Annotated in this window: 11 protein-coding genes; 7 read left to right on the forward strand and 4 right to left on the reverse strand. The window is 61.6% G+C overall.

The annotated features are described in order from the left end of the window. Positions 1 to 32: 32 nt before the first annotated feature. Positions 33 to 743, forward strand: a complete 711-nt coding sequence (locus ACZ5TB_RS02500) for a polysaccharide biosynthesis/export family protein (RefSeq protein ID WP_464791892.1) — start codon at positions 33 to 35, stop codon at positions 741 to 743. Further along, positions 743 to 2,854 (forward strand): GumC family protein, encoded by a 2,112-nt coding sequence (locus ACZ5TB_RS02505; protein ID WP_464791893.1) that lies wholly within the window; start codon positions 743 to 745, stop codon positions 2,852 to 2,854. Before ACZ5TB_RS02500 ends, ACZ5TB_RS02505 begins: the two co-directional genes overlap by 1 nt. Before the next feature lie 122 nt (positions 2,855 to 2,976). Here ACZ5TB_RS02505 and ACZ5TB_RS02510 read toward each other — a convergent pair whose 3' ends face one another. Then, the gene (locus tag ACZ5TB_RS02510; protein WP_464791894.1) at positions 2,977 to 5,649 is read right to left on the reverse strand and encodes a coiled-coil domain-containing protein; all 2,673 of its coding nucleotides are present in this window, start codon (positions 5,647 to 5,649) and stop codon (positions 2,977 to 2,979) included. Positions 5,650 to 5,728: 79 nt separating this feature from the next. On the opposite strand from ACZ5TB_RS02510, the gene ACZ5TB_RS02515 reads away from it, so the two are divergent. From ACZ5TB_RS02515 to ACZ5TB_RS02530, 4 genes are all read left to right on the forward strand, one after another. Further along, positions 5,729 to 6,031 (forward strand): Hpt domain-containing protein, encoded by a 303-nt coding sequence (locus ACZ5TB_RS02515; RefSeq protein ID WP_464779230.1) that lies wholly within the window; start codon positions 5,729 to 5,731, stop codon positions 6,029 to 6,031. Positions 6,032 to 6,109: 78 nt separating this feature from the next. Continuing rightward, complete coding sequence (locus tag ACZ5TB_RS02520; RefSeq protein ID WP_464791895.1) at positions 6,110 to 7,276, forward strand: hypothetical protein; 1,167 nt, start codon at positions 6,110 to 6,112, stop codon at positions 7,274 to 7,276. 57 nt (positions 7,277 to 7,333) lie between these two features. Continuing rightward, a complete protein-coding gene (locus ACZ5TB_RS02525; protein ID WP_464791896.1) occupies positions 7,334 to 8,413 on the forward strand; it encodes a DUF2336 domain-containing protein in 1,080 nt (359 codons plus the stop codon). Further along, positions 8,413 to 9,795: a sensor histidine kinase gene (locus ACZ5TB_RS02530; protein ID WP_464791897.1), complete on the forward strand. Its 1,383-nt coding sequence runs from the start codon at positions 8,413 to 8,415 to the stop codon at positions 9,793 to 9,795. The genes ACZ5TB_RS02525 and ACZ5TB_RS02530 overlap by 1 nt, the downstream gene beginning before the upstream one ends. A 52-nt stretch (positions 9,796 to 9,847) precedes the next feature. Here ACZ5TB_RS02530 and ACZ5TB_RS02535 read toward each other — a convergent pair whose 3' ends face one another. Continuing rightward, positions 9,848 to 11,134 carry a citrate synthase gene (locus tag ACZ5TB_RS02535; protein WP_464779234.1) on the reverse strand — a complete coding sequence of 429 codons (1,287 nt, stop codon included), beginning with the start codon at positions 11,132 to 11,134 and terminating at the stop codon, positions 9,848 to 9,850. 10 nt (positions 11,135 to 11,144) lie between these two features. Further along, a complete protein-coding gene (gene gltX / locus ACZ5TB_RS02540) occupies positions 11,145 to 12,608 on the reverse strand; it encodes a glutamate--tRNA ligase (RefSeq protein ID WP_464791898.1) in 1,464 nt (487 codons plus the stop codon). 36 nt (positions 12,609 to 12,644) lie between these two features. Between gltX and ACZ5TB_RS02545 the strand changes: the two genes are divergently transcribed. Next, positions 12,645 to 14,819, forward strand: coding sequence for a ComEC/Rec2 family competence protein (locus ACZ5TB_RS02545; protein ID WP_464779236.1), 2,175 nt, complete (start codon positions 12,645 to 12,647; stop codon positions 14,817 to 14,819). On the opposite strand, the gene lexA is transcribed toward ACZ5TB_RS02545, so the two are convergent. Continuing rightward, entirely contained in the window at positions 14,780 to 15,451 is a 672-nt protein-coding gene (gene lexA, locus ACZ5TB_RS02550) for a transcriptional repressor LexA (RefSeq protein WP_464772071.1), read from the reverse strand. The two genes, ACZ5TB_RS02545 and lexA, sit on opposite strands and share 40 nt — an antisense overlap. Positions 15,452 to 15,564 lie beyond the last annotated feature (113 nt).

Genomic DNA, 15,564 nt, shown 5'->3' on the forward strand with positions numbered 1-15,564 from the left:
GACTGTTTGAAAGGCGTGGGGAATTTTCACCAATGGGCTGGCCGACCAACAGGAAGCATCGGGCTCTGGCCATCATTCTGGCCTCTGCCTTGCTTGGCGGCTGTGCAACGGTTGAAGGCGCCCCCCGCGAAGCCGCTGCCTATGCGGTGATACCCGCTCCGCAGGCTGTCGGTCTGGACTATCACATCGTTCCCGATGATGTGCTGCGGGTGCAGGTATATCATGAACCCGGCCTTTCGCTGGAGGATGCGGCGGTCACGGCGGCAGGTATGGTGCGTCTGCCGTTGATTGGCGATGTGCCGGTCGCGGGCTTGTCCGCTAGTGAGGCCTCAGACGTGATCGCTGGAAAGCTCGGCGAGCGTTATCTGGTTTCGCCCCAAGTTACCGTCTTCGTCAAAAAGGCCGTCGGTCGTCGTATCACTGTGGATGGCGAGGTGAGGCAGCCAGGGCTTTATCCCATCGAAGGACGCATGGGGTTGCTGCAAGCGGTCGCGTTGTCGAGGGGGCCGAGCCGCCTTGCCAGCCTGAAGCAGATCGTCGTCGTTCGTCAGGTGGAAGGCGAACGGAAAGCAGCAATGTTCGACTTGAACGCGATCCGCCGGGGCGAGGCGCTGGACCCTGAAATTCTGCCGGGCGATACGATCATAGTTGGGCTATCACGAGCGAAGGCCATCCTGGGCGGCACGTTGCTGGCGCTACCTGTGTTGGGGGGAGCCTTTGTGTCTCTCGACGGAGAGAATTGATGGCAGGCCGCACGATCCGCATCGATAACGACCATGCGCCCTTAGGGCCGGAGGGACGCAGCGCTCGCATCGTGACGGCGGCCCGCGCTGCCTGGACCGCGATATGGCGCCATCGTATCATTCTGTTGGTCACCATGGCGCTTTGTGTGCTGGCGGGCATCATCTTCATACTTCTTTCGACGCCTGATTACCGCGCTACAGCTTCGGTCGAGGTGGAGGACGTACCCGCAGGAGCGGCGGGAGCAGGAGCAATCCAGCGATCGGCCGCGCCCGCTGACAATGAAGCGCTGATGCAGACCGAGTTGGAGGTGCTCCGCAGCCGCGCCTTGGCTGAAGATGTGGCCCGTGAGCTGGCGCTGGTCGGAAGCCGAACCTTTTTTGATGGCATGGATGAGCGGCGTCCCGAGCGCGGGTCAGGATCGCTCAGCCAGCGACAGGTCGAAACCGAAGCCGTCATCGGCCTTCTGCGCGAAAACCTGGAAGTGGAGTTGCCCGGCAAGAGCCGTGTCATCCGCATCAGTTTTACGAGTGCTGATCCCATCTTATCCGCGCGGGTCGCGAACAGCTATGCCGACAGTCTGATCAGAGCGGATCTGAAGCGTGGATTTGAATCCGGTGTTCAGGCACGACGCTTCCTGTTGGGGGAGCTTGACAGTGCGCGACGGGATCTGGAGCGCGCCGAACGGGACCTTGCCGCCTATGCGGCTCAGACTGGGGCGCCTTCAGCGACGGATGTGGATGGAGACGACAGGTCGGCCGAGTCTGCCGGCACGACCGCGACGCGACTTGCGCAGTTGAATGCCTTTCGCGCTCAGGCGACCGCAGATCGGATCGCGGCGCAGAAGCGTTGGGAAAGTGCCCGCCTTTCCAGTGTCGAGACGCTGCCCGAAGTGCTGAACAACGGTGCGATGCAGCAGTTGATGACGCAACGGGCGCAAGCGCGGGCAGCAGTGGTGGAAGAGCGGCAGTTTCGCAAGGACGCCCATCCCGAGATGCGGGAGGCCCGGGCGCGGCTGGCCGCGTTGGACGATCAGGCGACCGCGATGGCGAACAGCATCCGCGCTTCCCTTCGCGAGCAGTTTGAAGTTGCCGTACATGGTGAGAAGCAGATCGAAGCCGAGATTTCCGGGGTAGAGCGCCAGGCGCAGGCGGAGCGCGGGCGGGGCGTGCAGATGAGCATCCTGGAACGGTCGGTCGATACATATCGGCTGCTGCATGACAGTCTGCTCCAGCGTTACCGGGACATGGCATCGCAGGCTGGCTTTCAGGCGGGACGCATACAGCCGTTGGACCGTGCCGCCGTCCCTTCGCGGCCCTCATCGCCCAATATCGGCATCACGATGCTGATGGCTTCGCTTGGCGGTCTGTTGCTGGGTTTGCTGATGGTCGCGGGACGCCATGTGTTCGATGATGCCGTGACCTCTGCCGATACGCTGGCGGAGCGTGCCAACATGCCGCTGCTGGGGACGGTTCCGGTGACCGACAAGCCGGCTGCGGAAACCTATGTGCCGATTGCATCCTCGCTGTTGCTTGCATCCTCGGCGGGATTGCCTGCCTCCATCCTGATTACCAGCGCGCAGGAAGGTGAGGGGAAGTCTTCGACCGTTCACGCACTGGCTCTCGCCCTTGCCAAGCTCGATCGCCGAGTGCTGGTGATCGACGCTGACATGCGGCGGCCGCGACAGCATGGCCTATTCCATGTCACGCCCGAACGCGGCCTCAGCGAAGTCATGACGGGGCAGGCCAGGGCGGAGGATGTGATCGTCGGTAGCGATGTCCCCGGGGTATCGCTTCTACCTAGCGGCGCGATTCCTCCTAATCCCGCTGAACTTCTATCCACTTCCGCGTTGGACGTGCTGCTCGCGGCCGTTCAGGGGCGCTATGACACGGTGCTGATCGATGCGCCCCCGATCCTGGGCGTTCCGGACACATCGCTACTCGCGTCGAAGGCGGAGGCGACAGTGCTGATCGTGGAGTGGGGGCGCAACCATCATGGTGGCCTGAGAGTGGCTGTAGACCGTATGCGCCGTGCAGGCGGCGCCATCATTGGCGCCGTGCTGACCAAGCAGCAGGGTCGCGCGTTTGAATATGAATATCATAGAAACGGCTAAGGGCTCCTAGCCGACTTCACCTTATCGTAGCCCACACCTAGCCGCGCGGTGCCAGCTGACGCCTCACGTCTTTTATAACCGGCTCCTTGCTCGTGGGTGAGTGGCTGTTGGGGCGCCTGATATTACTGACGGAGTCGCTCGATCGCTTGAGCAAGCGCGACATAGAGCTTGCCCATGTCGGAGGATAGCACCGCTACCCCAAGCGCATTGCCATCCCGTGCGGAAAGGATGATCCGCAGCATGGATTCGAAGTCGTGGATGTAGCGGTTCACATGCTCCTGGAACTCGGCGTCATTGTCATAATGCAAGGCGATCTCGCGCGACTCGCCGGCATCCAGCAACTTGACCGCCCGGCGGGTGAAAACGCCGCGATCGCCTTTGAGATAGGAGGCCCAGGCGGAGTCCGTCACGTCATTCGACAGGATTTTGGCGACGTCGATCGAGGTGCTGTTGAGCGATTCGATAAGCAGGGCTGATCGGCGCGCAAAATGATCGCGGTCGCGGTCTTCGGCGGCCCGCTCCGCTTCCTCGATCCGGGATTGAACGCTCGCACTTGTGTCGGCAATTGTCAGCAGCTGCCGGGTAAGGCGATCGGACGCCTGATGCGCAGCGCGAACAGCCTCCTCCGCGACCTGAGCGAGCTTTTCGATCTGGGCTGTTACCTTGTCATCGACTGCCTGCTGAAGGGCGGCCTCGCTTGCTTCGGCGAGAGACTGCGCCGCGTCAGGGATGGCACGACCTAGTGCCTGACGTGCGCGCTCGGCAGCTTGATCGGCGGTATCCTTGACGCGCAGCAATGCGGTGACCAGCAATGGGCCAGCGCCTTCGGTGATCCGTGTCGCGTCCTGATGAGCGTGATCGAGTGCGGTGCGCAGCTTCTCAACCAGTTCGCGGTTGGCCTCCACCCCGCTTTGCGTGCTTTCCAGCCATTCGGTAAGACGGCGGCCCTGACCACGCAGCAGTTCCTCAGCCTCTTGGGTGCGGCCGACCAGCGCTTCGGAAATGGCCTCCAGCCGCTCCATTTCCGGTGCCGCGCTATCAAGCAGTTCGCGGCTCGTGGAAATGCGCGTGTCGAAGCGCTGCAATGCGGCGGGGAAGGTTTCGTCCAATTCCCGAACGCTCGAATCGAGAGCGACAAGCAGGGTTTCCGCACAGCTGATCAGCTTTTCCGCTGTCACCCCACCGGCAGCGAGCGCGTCATCGATCCGCTGTGTTTCGACAGTGAGGCGGGAAAGTGCCTCTGTAAGCCGATCGTTGCGGGACAAAGCGCTTTCTTCCAGCGCCGCAAATCGCGACTGCGCGCTTTCGATGGCTTCGCCGAGCGTGGCATGCAGGCCGGACACGAGCGCGCGTTGTCCTTCGACCAGATCGTTGATTTGGTGGAGGCGGCTTTCGACCTCGCTCATGTGGTCGGAAATGGCCGAGACGGTTTCGTCACCGATGCTCTGGATATCGCCGCGTGAGCGCGTCACCAGCGCGTCGAGAGCCTCAGCTTGCCGCGCGAGGCCTTCCTCAGTGAAGGTTACGCCTTCCTTCGCGCGCGCGAAGGCAGCTTCAGTGCGTTCACGAAGTTGAGCTTCGATCTGTTCGGAATCATGTGACAGGGCAGCGAGAGCGCTCTGGCTCGTCGCGGCAATGCCCGCCTGTGCTGTTTCAACCAGCGCGCGGAGCGCCTCAGCTTGCGCCGTCAGATCACGATCGGCCGCCGCCATGCTCTGCTGTGCATGCGCCACAGTCGTTTCAAGGCGCTGCCGCACGTCACCTTCAACCCGGTCAAGGTTCTGCGTGAGCAATTCGATCGTCGCTTCGGCGCTGTTGGTTATGCCAGCGCGTGCGCGTTCCAGCAGGCTGGCGAGGGTGCTCGCCTGCCGATCCAGTTCAGCTGCTCCTTCCTGCATCGTCAGGCGGGCGCTTTGCGCTGTGGCGTCTATCCGCCCAGCCGCAATGTCGGCCATGCCGTTCACTTCCTCGGTCGCGGAGCGGGTAGCCTCCTGCAACTGGGTGAGCTGGCTCGACAGACTCTTCGTGGCAGTCAGTGTGCGGGCGCGGGCGTCGTCCGACAATTCACCAAGGGCATGAAGCCGAGCCTCCAGCGTGTCGATCCGTTCCGCTAGCGCATGGCCGTTATCGATGATCTGCGCTGCCATGCGACCGGCCCGATCCTCCAGTTCCGGCATGGCGGCGATCAGGGCATCCATGCGCGTGACGAGGGCGGCTCCTGCGCGCTCGGCCGCTTCCGCCTTTTCGGTCGTGCTGTGGGCGCGACTGGCTATCAATTCGGCAGAGGCCTCCATATTGCTGCTGGCCGCCGCGCCGTAGCTGTCGAGCAGTTCGGCCTGGTCCTGCATAGCTTCGCGGGCGCTAGCCAGCTGACTGTTAATGCGGCTGAGCCGGGCTTCCAGCTGCTCCGCCTCCGCGTGTAGCGCGCGCGCCGTGTCGAGATAGCGGCGCGACTCGGCTCGGCTGGTGCGAGCGAGCAGCAGATAGCAGACGCCGAGCCCCACGACCGGAAGCAACATGGTCGTGATCAGGCCAGGCCAAACGGCAGGGCCTGCCTGCCATTGGTTCGTCGAGACTGTCGCCCATCCAGCAAAGCCGAGCCACAGCAGAGCTGCAAAGCCGAATATGGCCTGCGTCCGCCGACTGAAAGGATCGCGGTGCTCCTCCCCCTCGCCGTCTTCATCGCTGTCATGGACGACCTGCTCCAACAGCAGTGTATCGTCCTTCCGCGACTCGTCAGAAGTCGCGATGCTTTTGTCTCGCCAAAATTCGACGATGGTGCTGCCCCCGGTCATGACCCCATCCTATCATCTTTTCAGCGCAACAAAATGCCCTGTTACCAAAACTTAACGCAAGCCCGATAGCGTTCGGCCCATGTCATACGATCCTGGCGCCCTGAATGCTGCTCTTGCTGCCGCTGTCGGCGAAGATTTCGCGCTGATCGCGGACCTGCGGGTGGCATTTATGGAAAGTGCCGAACGCCAGCTGGACCTCCTCCGCAATGCGCAGTCCGACGCGAATTGGGAAGTCGCATCATGGCGGCTGAAGGGATTGGCGGCGAGTTTTGGTCTTACGCACCTTATGGCACTGGCGGACGAAGCAGCGGATTGTGCAAGGGGCGACCCGCGCATTCTTCGTCAGTTGCGAATGGCGATTGACCGACTTCAACAGAGTTGAATCGCAGCATGCTTGCGTGATGGCGGCAGCCTTGCGAAAAGGCAGGTTCACACAAGAACGGGTCAGTTCCATCTCAGCATGACTTTTGCGGCCATTCTCAGCGCCAGCCGGGCGTCCAGCGATTCTTCGGCGGTCCTTCGCGCCAGCCTGCATTTTGCGGGGCAGACGCTGGTTGAATATCAGGCGCGCCAAGCTGCCCGGGCTGGGGCAGATCGCATCATGATACTCGTGAGTGTCATAACGCCTGCCCTTTCACAGGCTGTGGACAGGTTGAGTGCCGACGGGATTTCCGTCGCCCTGGTGCGCGATATGGTGTCCATGGTCCGGGACGCACCGCGTGATGCCGATGTGGTTCTGGTTGCTGACGGGGTCGTCATTGCACAGGGTCATCTCGATGCCATAGCCGAGCGCGAGGGCAACGCCCTTCTGGTCACGGATGACAGTCATGCCAGCGCTCCGTTGGAACGGATCGATGCAGGTCAGCGATGGGCTGGCCTAGCCCGGATCAGTCCAGACCTGCTTTTTGGCACGCTCGACATGATCGGTGACTGGGACCTGTCGCTGACACTCGTTCGCGCGGCCGTGCAGAATGGCGCTCGCCGAATCACGGTGCCACAGGATGATCTGCTGACCGGGCGCGTAGCGCTGGTCGATGGGCAGGCGCAGGCGGATCTGGTCGCTCAAGCGGTGATGTCCGCTGGTTCGTCGGCGAAGAGAATGCGCGGCTTGGCTGAACATTATATTTTGTGCCCTGCCGCTCGATTGTTCAGTCCCGCCCTGATGCGCACCCAAGTCCCGGCGGCACAGGTGCGCATTGCGGCCATGGCATTGGGAGCGATTGCCCTAGTGCCGATCGAGTTGCTTTGGCCCGCGACCGGGTTCCTTTTGTTATTGCTGGCATTGGGGCTTGCGGAAATCGCGGATCGGCTGGATGAGCTGGCCCTCCGATCGCCACCCGCAGGATGGACCGCATTCGTCGTCCCCTTCTTCGCGGTTGGCGGGATATCCCTCGCAGGAGGGAGCGTGCTGGCGACATGCCTCGCGCTGCTGCTTTCCATCATCCAATTTGCTGACCGCTGGAACAGGACGGGGGGAGCGAGGGCCTGGATGATCTTCACACCCGCAAGCGCAGTGATCCTTCTGTTGCTGACGACTTCGCTGGGCGCGGCGATGATGGGTTTTGAAGTTGCAATGCTGGCCGCCATAGCATCCGCAGGCGCGATCATCCTGCGCAAGCCCGCCTGATATATTTCACGCATAGGGTTTAGTGCATTTTAAGGACGTGCGGCTATGTTGGCCGCCATGAGCGCCTTTTCGTTCCTTACCGGACCAACGGCGGCGGACAGCTGGCCTGCGGCACCCGTCCTGGTCGGCATGTCCGCCGTGCCCGTAGGTCATGCCATTGATCTGGCATTTTTCTTTCCCAATGAAGGGCGGGAACGTCACGATGCGCTGATGGCCGAAACGCGGCGCCATCTGGGCGGCTGCGTCGCTGGCATCGAACAGGCCCTGCGATTCGCTCTCGATCGGCCAGACGTGACGAGCCTGCTGGCGCAGCAGCCCGAAGCGATTTGCTGGCCGACCATTTGCGCTCAGCCAACATTGCTAGGCCCGGCGTTGCTCTCTCACATGCAGATGCGTGCAGGTGTTACGCTATTGCTGCGGCAATTTGGTCAGCCCGATGATCGATTGGACGAGACAGAAGCAGAGATCATCTTTCCCACCGGTGATCCAGCCGTGACGGAAGCGCTTGCCGCCCTTGCCATGGCGGAGGGACGTTGGCTGACGCTGGGCGGGGAAGACGAGCCAATGCCGCCGGACATTCCTGCCGAACATTATGCGGAACTCCTATGGACGGCCGCCGCTTGCCTGATGGCTGTGGTTCAGCGGACGTCGTTGTTGGATGCTGGAGAAATCCTTCCTGCGGTTGAAAAAGCGGGGTGGGCCTTATTGGCTGAACATGATGAGAGCCGGAGCCCGATCGCCGCAGCAGACAGGCTGGTGCGCCGCCTGGGTGAACGTGCCGACGTGCCCGAATTGCTGGGCGCTGCTCTGGGTCAGCGGCGATTCCTGCTATTTGCGTCCCTCGCGGCTCGGCGATTGCGTATGGATAGCGCGCATGTGGCCGACATATTGGTGATGGGGCCGGTCCCTGAACTGGCTGCGCTTTGCCGATCGTTAGGGGGATCGGATGCCGACTATCGTCATCTGCTGATGGCATTGCGGCCTGTCCGGCCCTCGCTCACGGACGCTGCGATCATCGTAGAGGCGGAACGGTATCAGGCGTTGACAGAGGCGCAGGCGGACGGTTTGGTGAACGCATTACGCGCGCCTCGCGCACTGCGTGCGAAAATCGATCATCTGCGGCGGATCACTGTCTGATGAATATGCCGGTGCATCCTGCCATTATCCGCGCGACCGTAGCGGCGAATGGATTGCTGCTGAGCGCGGATGCGCCTTTGCTGGCCTTGCAGCGTGAGGCGGGATCCGATCTTGGCGCGGTGCTGGCTATTCCTCAATTGGCGGCACTGGCGCGGCTTGCGTCGCGCCTTTCTGTTACCGTTTCACGATCGGTCACGGCGGCGGCCGAGCGCGGCGACATCGACATGTGGGTGCGGGCAAAGCCAGAAGCCGACGGCGTGCAGATATCCGTGATCGAATGGAATGAGCGGCCTGTGACGGTTGCCCCTGTCGACATGATGCGCCGTGAAGCAGATATTGCGGCCGTCTCGGAAGGCTGGACCTGGCAAATCGACACGCAACTGCGGTTCCAGATGGTGTTGGAAGGGGCTGGGCCGGAAAGTGCTTTGCCCCAGGAGCCCCCGATACCCGGTAGCCGTCTGACCAGCTATTTCGAACTCCGGCCGGATGAGGAGGGCGACCTCGCCATTCTGCGCGGCTTTGCGCAGCGCCGGGCCTTCCGTGACCAGATCGCGACCTTGATTGCCGAACCTGAGCAATGCTTCCGGCTTTCGGGGTTCCCGATGTTCGATCTGGCGGGGCAGCTACTCGGTTACCGGGGCAAGGCATTTCCGTTGGACCGAGCCATTCTGGCCCCTCATGTGCCGCCTGCGCCCGCCGTTGTTATATATCCGGCAGAGTTCGGACGGCGCCTGGATCGTTCCCTGCGCCAGCCATTGGGTCGGATCATCGCCAATGCGGATTCGATTAACGCGCAGTTCGATGGGCCGCTACGCCCGGACTATGCGGGTTATGCTTCCGACATTGCGGCTGCGGGACGCCATTTGATGGCGCTGATCGATGATTTGGCGGACTTGCAGGCGATCGACAGGTTGGACTTCACCGTTGCAACCGAGGATGTGGACCTGGCCGATATTGGACGACGGGCGGCAGGGCTGTTTGTCGTCAAGGCAATGAGCCGCAAAATCAAGCTTTTCCCACCAGAAGCGGAACATAAGACCGTCGCGACGGGTGAATTCCGGCGCGCGCTGCAAATCCTGATGAACCTCGTCGGCAACGCTGTGCGCTATGCGCCCGAGGATAGCGAGGTGCGGATAGAGACTGGTGTCGATGACGGACGAGCCTGGATCGCTGTCATGGACCAAGGAGCAGGTGTCCCGGAAGATAGCCGGGAGCGCATCTTCCAAAAGTTCGAACGGCTCGGCCGGAGTGATCCTGGCGGGAGCGGTCTTGGCCTCTATATCTCCCGCCGACTTGCGCTGGCCATGGGTGGAGACATTCAGATCGGCGATGCCCCTGGTGGGGGTGCGCGATTTATGCTGACGCTACCGGCAAGCAGCTAGAATAAAGAACGGCGCCGATTTGGCGCCGTTCTTTTTTCTGGGTTGGCCGCGATTAGCGTTGGCTAACCGGAACATAGTCGCGCTCTGCCGGGCCGGTGTAGAGCTGGCGGGGACGGCCAATCTTCTGCGCTGGGTCAGAAATCATTTCATTCCACTGCGCGACCCAGCCAACCGTGCGGGCGAGGGCGAAGAGCACCGTGAACATCTCGGTCGGGAAGCCGATCGCCGACAGGATCACGCCCGAATAGAAGTCCACATTCGGGTAGAGCTTCTTTTCGATGAAGTAAGGATCGTTGAGCGCGATCTGCTCCAGTTCCTTGGCGACGTCAAAGACGGGATCGTTGACGCCCAGCTTTGCCAGGACGTCCTTTGCCGTCTTCTGCATGACGGTCGCGCGCGGATCGTAGTTCTTGTACACGCGATGGCCAAAGCCCATCAGGCGGAACGGATCATCCTTGTTCTTGGCGCGGGCGATATATTCCGGAATGCGGTCAACAGTACCGATCTCGCGCAGCATGTTGAGCGCGGCTTCGTTCGCGCCGCCATGCGCAGGACCCCAGAGGCAGGCGATGCCAGCGGCGATGCAAGCGAAGGGGTTGGCGCCGGACGAGCCAGCGAGACGGACGGTTGACGTCGATGCGTTTTGCTCGTGGTCAGCATGCAGGATGAAGATCTTGTCCATCGCGTCCACGATGACCGGATCGGGCTCATATTCCTCGGCCGGAACCGAGAAGGTCATCCGTAGGAAATTGGCGGTGTAGCTGAGGTCGTTGCGGGGATAGACGAAAGGCTGTCCCACCGAATATTTGTACGCCATGGCCGCGATTGTCGGCATCTTCGCGATCAGGCGGTGGCTCGCGATCTTGCGCTGTTCCGGATCATTGATGTCCGTCGAGTCATGGTAGAATGCGGACAGAGCGCCGACCACGCCGCACATGATCGCCATGGGGTGCGCGTCGCGGCGGAAACCGCGATAGAAGGTGGTGAGCTGTTCGTGCACCATGGTGTGGCGCGTGATTGTGCGGGTGAAGTCTTCCAGATCCGCCTTCGAGGGCAGTTCGCCATTCAGCAGGAGGTAGCTGACTTCCATGAAGCTTGATTGTTCTGCAAGCTGATCGATTGGGTAGCCACGATGCAGCAGGACGCCGGCGTCGCCATCGATGTAGGTCAGGCCGGAATCGCAGCTGGCGGTCGAGGTGAAGCCTGGATCATAGGTGAACATGCCGGTGTTGGCATAGAGCTTGCGGACGTCGATGACCTTGGGGCCGACGGAACCGCTCAGGATGCCATAGTCCTTGGTATCGCCGCCGACTGTCAAAGTGGCATTATTGTCCGACATCTCGTTCTCCTTAATTGCCATCAGCGCGCGATGCCTGCCTGGCATCCGCGAGCCGCTCCAAGCTCCTGTCTTTTCCAAGAAGGAAAAGGACATCAAATATCCCCGGCGAAACCGTACGACCGGTTAGCGCCGCGCGTAGCGGTTGAGCCACTTTGCCCAACCCCAATCCGACTTCCTCTGCCACGCGGCGGATCGCTTCCTCGATCGCTTCGATCGTCCAGGACGGGACGGAATCAAGAGCGTCGGCGGTCTTCCCAAGCAGTTCGCGCGCCGAGTCGTCTAGCAGAGCAATAGCCTTGTCGTCAAAATCCAGCGGGCTTGCCTTGAATAGGAACTCGGCGCCCTCGGCAATCTCGTTAAGCGTCTTCGCGCGCGGTTTGAGCGAAGGCATGGCTTGCGCGAGGAGCGCCATCGCCTCAGCCGACGGGGTTGTGCCAAGCCGTTGCGCCACGCGCGGCAGGACCAGTTCCGCCAGGCGCTGGTCGTCGGCCTCGCGCAGGTAGAATGCGTTGAGATTTTCGAGCTTCTTGATGTCGAAGCGGGAGGGGGACCGGCCCACGCCGCTTATGTCGAACAGCTCGATCGCGCGATCTCGCGAGATGGTTTCTTCATCGCCATAGCCCCAGCCGAGGCGCAGAAGATAATTGAGCACGGCTTCGGGCAGCATGCCCATCTCATCGCGATAGGCATCGACACCCAGCGCGCCATGCCGCTTCGATAGCTTTGCGCCGTCCGATCCGTGGATCAACGGGATATGGGCATAGACCGGCTCTTCCCAGCCCATCGCCTTAATAATGCCGAGCTGGCGAAACGCATTGTTCAGATGGTCGTCGCCGCGGATTACATGTGTGACGCCCATGTCGTTATCATCGACAACGACGGCGAGCATATAGGTTGGCGTCCCGTCGGAGCGGAGCAGGATCATGTCATCCAGTTCCGCATTCTGCACGACTACCCGGCCCTGGACCGCATCCTCGATGACCGTCTCGCCTTCGCGCGGCGCCTTGAGCCGGATGACGAACGGAGCATCGGCCGGAGCTTCCGACGGATCACGGCCCCGCCAGCGGCCATCATAACGCATCGGCTGCTTTGCGGCGCGCTGCTGTTCGCGCAGTTCAGCCAATTCTTCGGGGGTCGCGTAGCAGCGATAGGCATGGCCAGCCGCGAGCAACTGGTTAGCGACCTCCGCGTGCCGCTGCGATCGCTCAAACTGAAAGACGGCGGGCTCGTCGCCTGCAAGGCCGAGCCATTCAAGGCCGTCGAAGATCGCGGCGACAGCTTCCTCGGTCGAACGGGCGCGATCGGTATCTTCGATACGCAACAGGAACTTGCCGCCATGGTGCCGGGCGAATAACCAGTTGAACAACGCGGTGCGTGCGCCGCCGATATGAAGAAATCCCGTGGGCGATGGCGCGAAACGGGTTACCACCTGCTTGTTCAAACCCGTTGCACTCACCGATTTATTCCTCGACATCCGCCTTGCTCATTCATGAACGCGACGCCCCCTAGCATGGCTTTTGAGCCACGACAAACCTCCGTTGCCCCGATAATAAGGCGCAGCGGCGATCAGCTTTTCGTGCGGCTCGAACAGGCATTGGAGGCTGAGCGTGAGCAACTCGCGCTTTGGGTGCCGGTGGGCCTTGGGCTGGGCATAGCGGGCTGGTTATTTCTGCCTAACCAGCTGACATGGTTGTCTTTTTGCTGTTGCGCGATTGCGATCGCGAGCGGCGGATTGATGCTACCGGAGGGCGGCCGGATACGCCATGCGCTTATATGGGGCGGTCTGCTCGCGGCGTCCGGCTGCCTGTTGATATGGGGGAAAGCCCTGATTGTCGGCACGGCGCCATTGCCGCGTGCGGCATTTGTAGAAGTAACTGGCGAAGTCAGGTCAGCCGATACGGTGCCTGCGCAGCAGATGAGTCGCGTATCTATACGTCCGATAAACATGCCTATGCTGCCTTCCCTGATCCGGGTGAACATAGCGGCGGCGGATCTACCCGAAGGGGTTGGCAAAGGCGCCATCATTCGCTTTCGCACCCGGTTGATGCCTCCTGCCGAAGCGAGCCTGCCGGGTAGCTATGATTTTTCGCGTCGCGCTTATTTTCAGGGGATTGGGGCAACAGGACGCGCGCTCAAGCCTATCGTCGTGCTGCGCCCATCAACGGAGGCGCCGCCTCTGCACAATCGTCTTTTCGCGCACATATTGAAGAATGCGAATGGAGAGGGAGCGGGCATAGCCGCGGCGCTGGCGACGGGGGATCAGGGCGCCATCAGCGAGGCGGACGCGGACGCGATGCGTCGCAGTGGCCTTGCCCATTTGCTTTCGATCAGCGGGCTGCACGTCACCGCCCTCATCGGCGCGGTCATTTTTCTGCTGATGCGGATCATGGCGCTCAGTCGGCGCGCAGCACTGGACTGGCCGTTGATGCTGATCGCTGCGGCGGGTGGCGCGCTGGCGGGCATTGGATATACTTTGTTGACTGGCGCGGAAGTGCCAACGGTTCGATCCTGTATCGCTGCATTGCTGGTGCTGGGGGGGCTTGCGCTTGGGCGCGAAGCCATCACCTTGCGGCTAATAGCCGCCGGTGCACTGGTGGTTCTGTTGGTGTGGCCTGAGGCGCTGTCGGGGCCAAGCTTCCAGATGAGCTTCGCCGCCGTGATCGCCATTGTCGCTCTAGGGGAGCATCCCCGTTTTCGCGCGTTTGCGGCGGCCCGGGAGGAGTTGGCCCATCGCCGATTGTTGCGGCAACTTGCTGTCCTGCTTTTCACGGGCTTTGCGGTTGAACTGGCCCTGGCGCCGATCGCGCTGTTCCACTTTCACAAGGCGGGCATGATAGGCGCTTTCGCAAACCTTGTGGCTATTCCCCTGACGACCTTTGTCGTGATGCCATTGGAAGCGCTGGCTTTACTGTTGGATGTTGCCGGTCTGGGGGCTCCTGCCTGGTGGTTGACTTCCCGCGCGCTCGATCTGCTGCTGTTGATCGCGCATGGGGTGGCGGCAAGTCCCTGGGCGGTCGTTACTGCGCCTTCCATCTCCAACATGATCTTCGGGATTATCGTGCTGGGCGGACTTTGGTGCCTGCTCTGGCGAAGCGCTTGGCGATGGGCGGGACTGGCTCCCGTGGTGCTGGGCATGACGATCATTATGATGAGTTCGCCTCCGGAGATTCTTGTAACGGCGGATGGGCGTCATGTGGCCGTGCGCGGGCAGGACGGCGGCATGCATATCCTGCGCGAACGGGCCGGAGATTATGTCCGCGATATGATCGCGGAAAGTGCAGGCTATGAAGGTGCGCTGGGTGCCCTTGCAGACTTGCCCGAGGCCCGCTGTTCCTTGGACTTGTGCATGGTGGCGCTGAGCGGGGGAGAGCGCATATGGCAGCTGTTGGTAACAAGAAGCGGCGTTGTCGTGCCCAAGGATACCCTGATACGGGATTGTGCGCGCGCGGATATAGTTATCGCCGACCGTCGCTTGCCTTCATGGTGCAAACCTCGTTGGCTTAAAGCGGATCGGCGGCTGTTGGCACATACCGGCGGGCTGGCGATCGATCTTGATGGAGGAACCGTGCGAACCGGGAAAACAGTGGGCGACGCACATCCGTGGGTCGCCCGGCCTTCCTATTTACCGGCGCGCCGCCGATCCGGTCAGTTGTACCGTCGCAGCAGACCAGCGAGCTTTCCTTGAATGCGCACCTGCTGCGAATCGTAGATTTGCGGCTCATAAGCATTGTTGGCCGGATCGAGCCTGACCTTAGGCCCCTGGCGATGATAATATTTCAGCGTCGCCTCGCTATCCTCAATCAGTGCAACCACGATTTGCCCCTCGCGCGCTACTTCAGTGCGCTGGATCAGTGCGAAGTCGCCGTCGAGGATGCCCGCATCGATCATCGAATCGCCAGAAACCTCAAGAGCATAATGATCTCCGGCACCCAGTAGAGCCGCAGGAACGGACAGCATATTCTGTCCTTCCATGGCTTCGATTGGGACGCCTGCGGCAATCCGACCGTGAAGGGGGATGTCGATCACGTCGTTGGCTGCGACCGGGGGCTTGGCCGACAGTTGCGGTTTGGGTGTCGATGCGACCTTGGGGGCGCGATGCATTGCTTCAGGAAGTTTCAGAACCTCCAGCGCGCGCGCCCGGTTCGGCAGGCGACGGATGAACCCGCGTTCTTCCAGCGCATTAATCAATCGGTGAATCCCGGATTTCGACCGCAGATCGAGCGCTTCCTTCATCTCCTCGAACGAAGGCGAAACCCCGCCTTCCTCGAGCCGAGTTTGAATGAAGCTGAGCAATTCCTGTTGCTTGGGCGTCAGCATGCCGACTTATCCTCCATGGAACGGATGGAGAACGCATAGGAAACGTAAGGAGGCAAGTCAAGCAGGTTGCGCCAAGCGTAACGAAAGGAACGGACCTGCGTCACAGCCGTTGA

The sequence above is a fragment of the Sphingobium sp. TomTYG74 genome (assembly GCF_055393875.1).

Bases quoted from the DNA above. Each gene is read 5' to 3' on its own strand.
- ACZ5TB_RS02535 (WP_464779234.1), bottom strand. From the start codon at position 11,134: ATGTCGGACAATAATGCCACTTTGACAGTCGGCGGCGATACCAAGGAC.
- lexA (WP_464772071.1), bottom strand. From the start codon at position 15,451: ATGCTGACGCCCAAGCAACAGGAATTGCTCAGCTTCATTCAAACTCGG.
- ACZ5TB_RS02510 (WP_464791894.1), bottom strand. From the start codon at position 5,649: ATGACCGGGGGCAGCACCATCGTCGAATTTTGGCGAGACAAAAGCATC.
- ACZ5TB_RS02500 (WP_464791892.1), top strand. From the start codon at position 33: ATGGGCTGGCCGACCAACAGGAAGCATCGGGCTCTGGCCATCATTCTG.
- ACZ5TB_RS02515 (WP_464779230.1), top strand. From the start codon at position 5,729: ATGTCATACGATCCTGGCGCCCTGAATGCTGCTCTTGCTGCCGCTGTC.
- ACZ5TB_RS02530 (WP_464791897.1), top strand. From the start codon at position 8,413: ATGAATATGCCGGTGCATCCTGCCATTATCCGCGCGACCGTAGCGGCG.
- gltX (WP_464791898.1), bottom strand. From the start codon at position 12,608: ATGTCGAGGAATAAATCGGTGAGTGCAACGGGTTTGAACAAGCAGGTG.
- ACZ5TB_RS02520 (WP_464791895.1), top strand. From the start codon at position 6,110: ATGACTTTTGCGGCCATTCTCAGCGCCAGCCGGGCGTCCAGCGATTCT.
- ACZ5TB_RS02505 (WP_464791893.1), top strand. From the start codon at position 743: ATGGCAGGCCGCACGATCCGCATCGATAACGACCATGCGCCCTTAGGG.
- ACZ5TB_RS02525 (WP_464791896.1), top strand. From the start codon at position 7,334: ATGAGCGCCTTTTCGTTCCTTACCGGACCAACGGCGGCGGACAGCTGG.
- ACZ5TB_RS02545 (WP_464779236.1), top strand. From the start codon at position 12,645: ATGGCTTTTGAGCCACGACAAACCTCCGTTGCCCCGATAATAAGGCGC.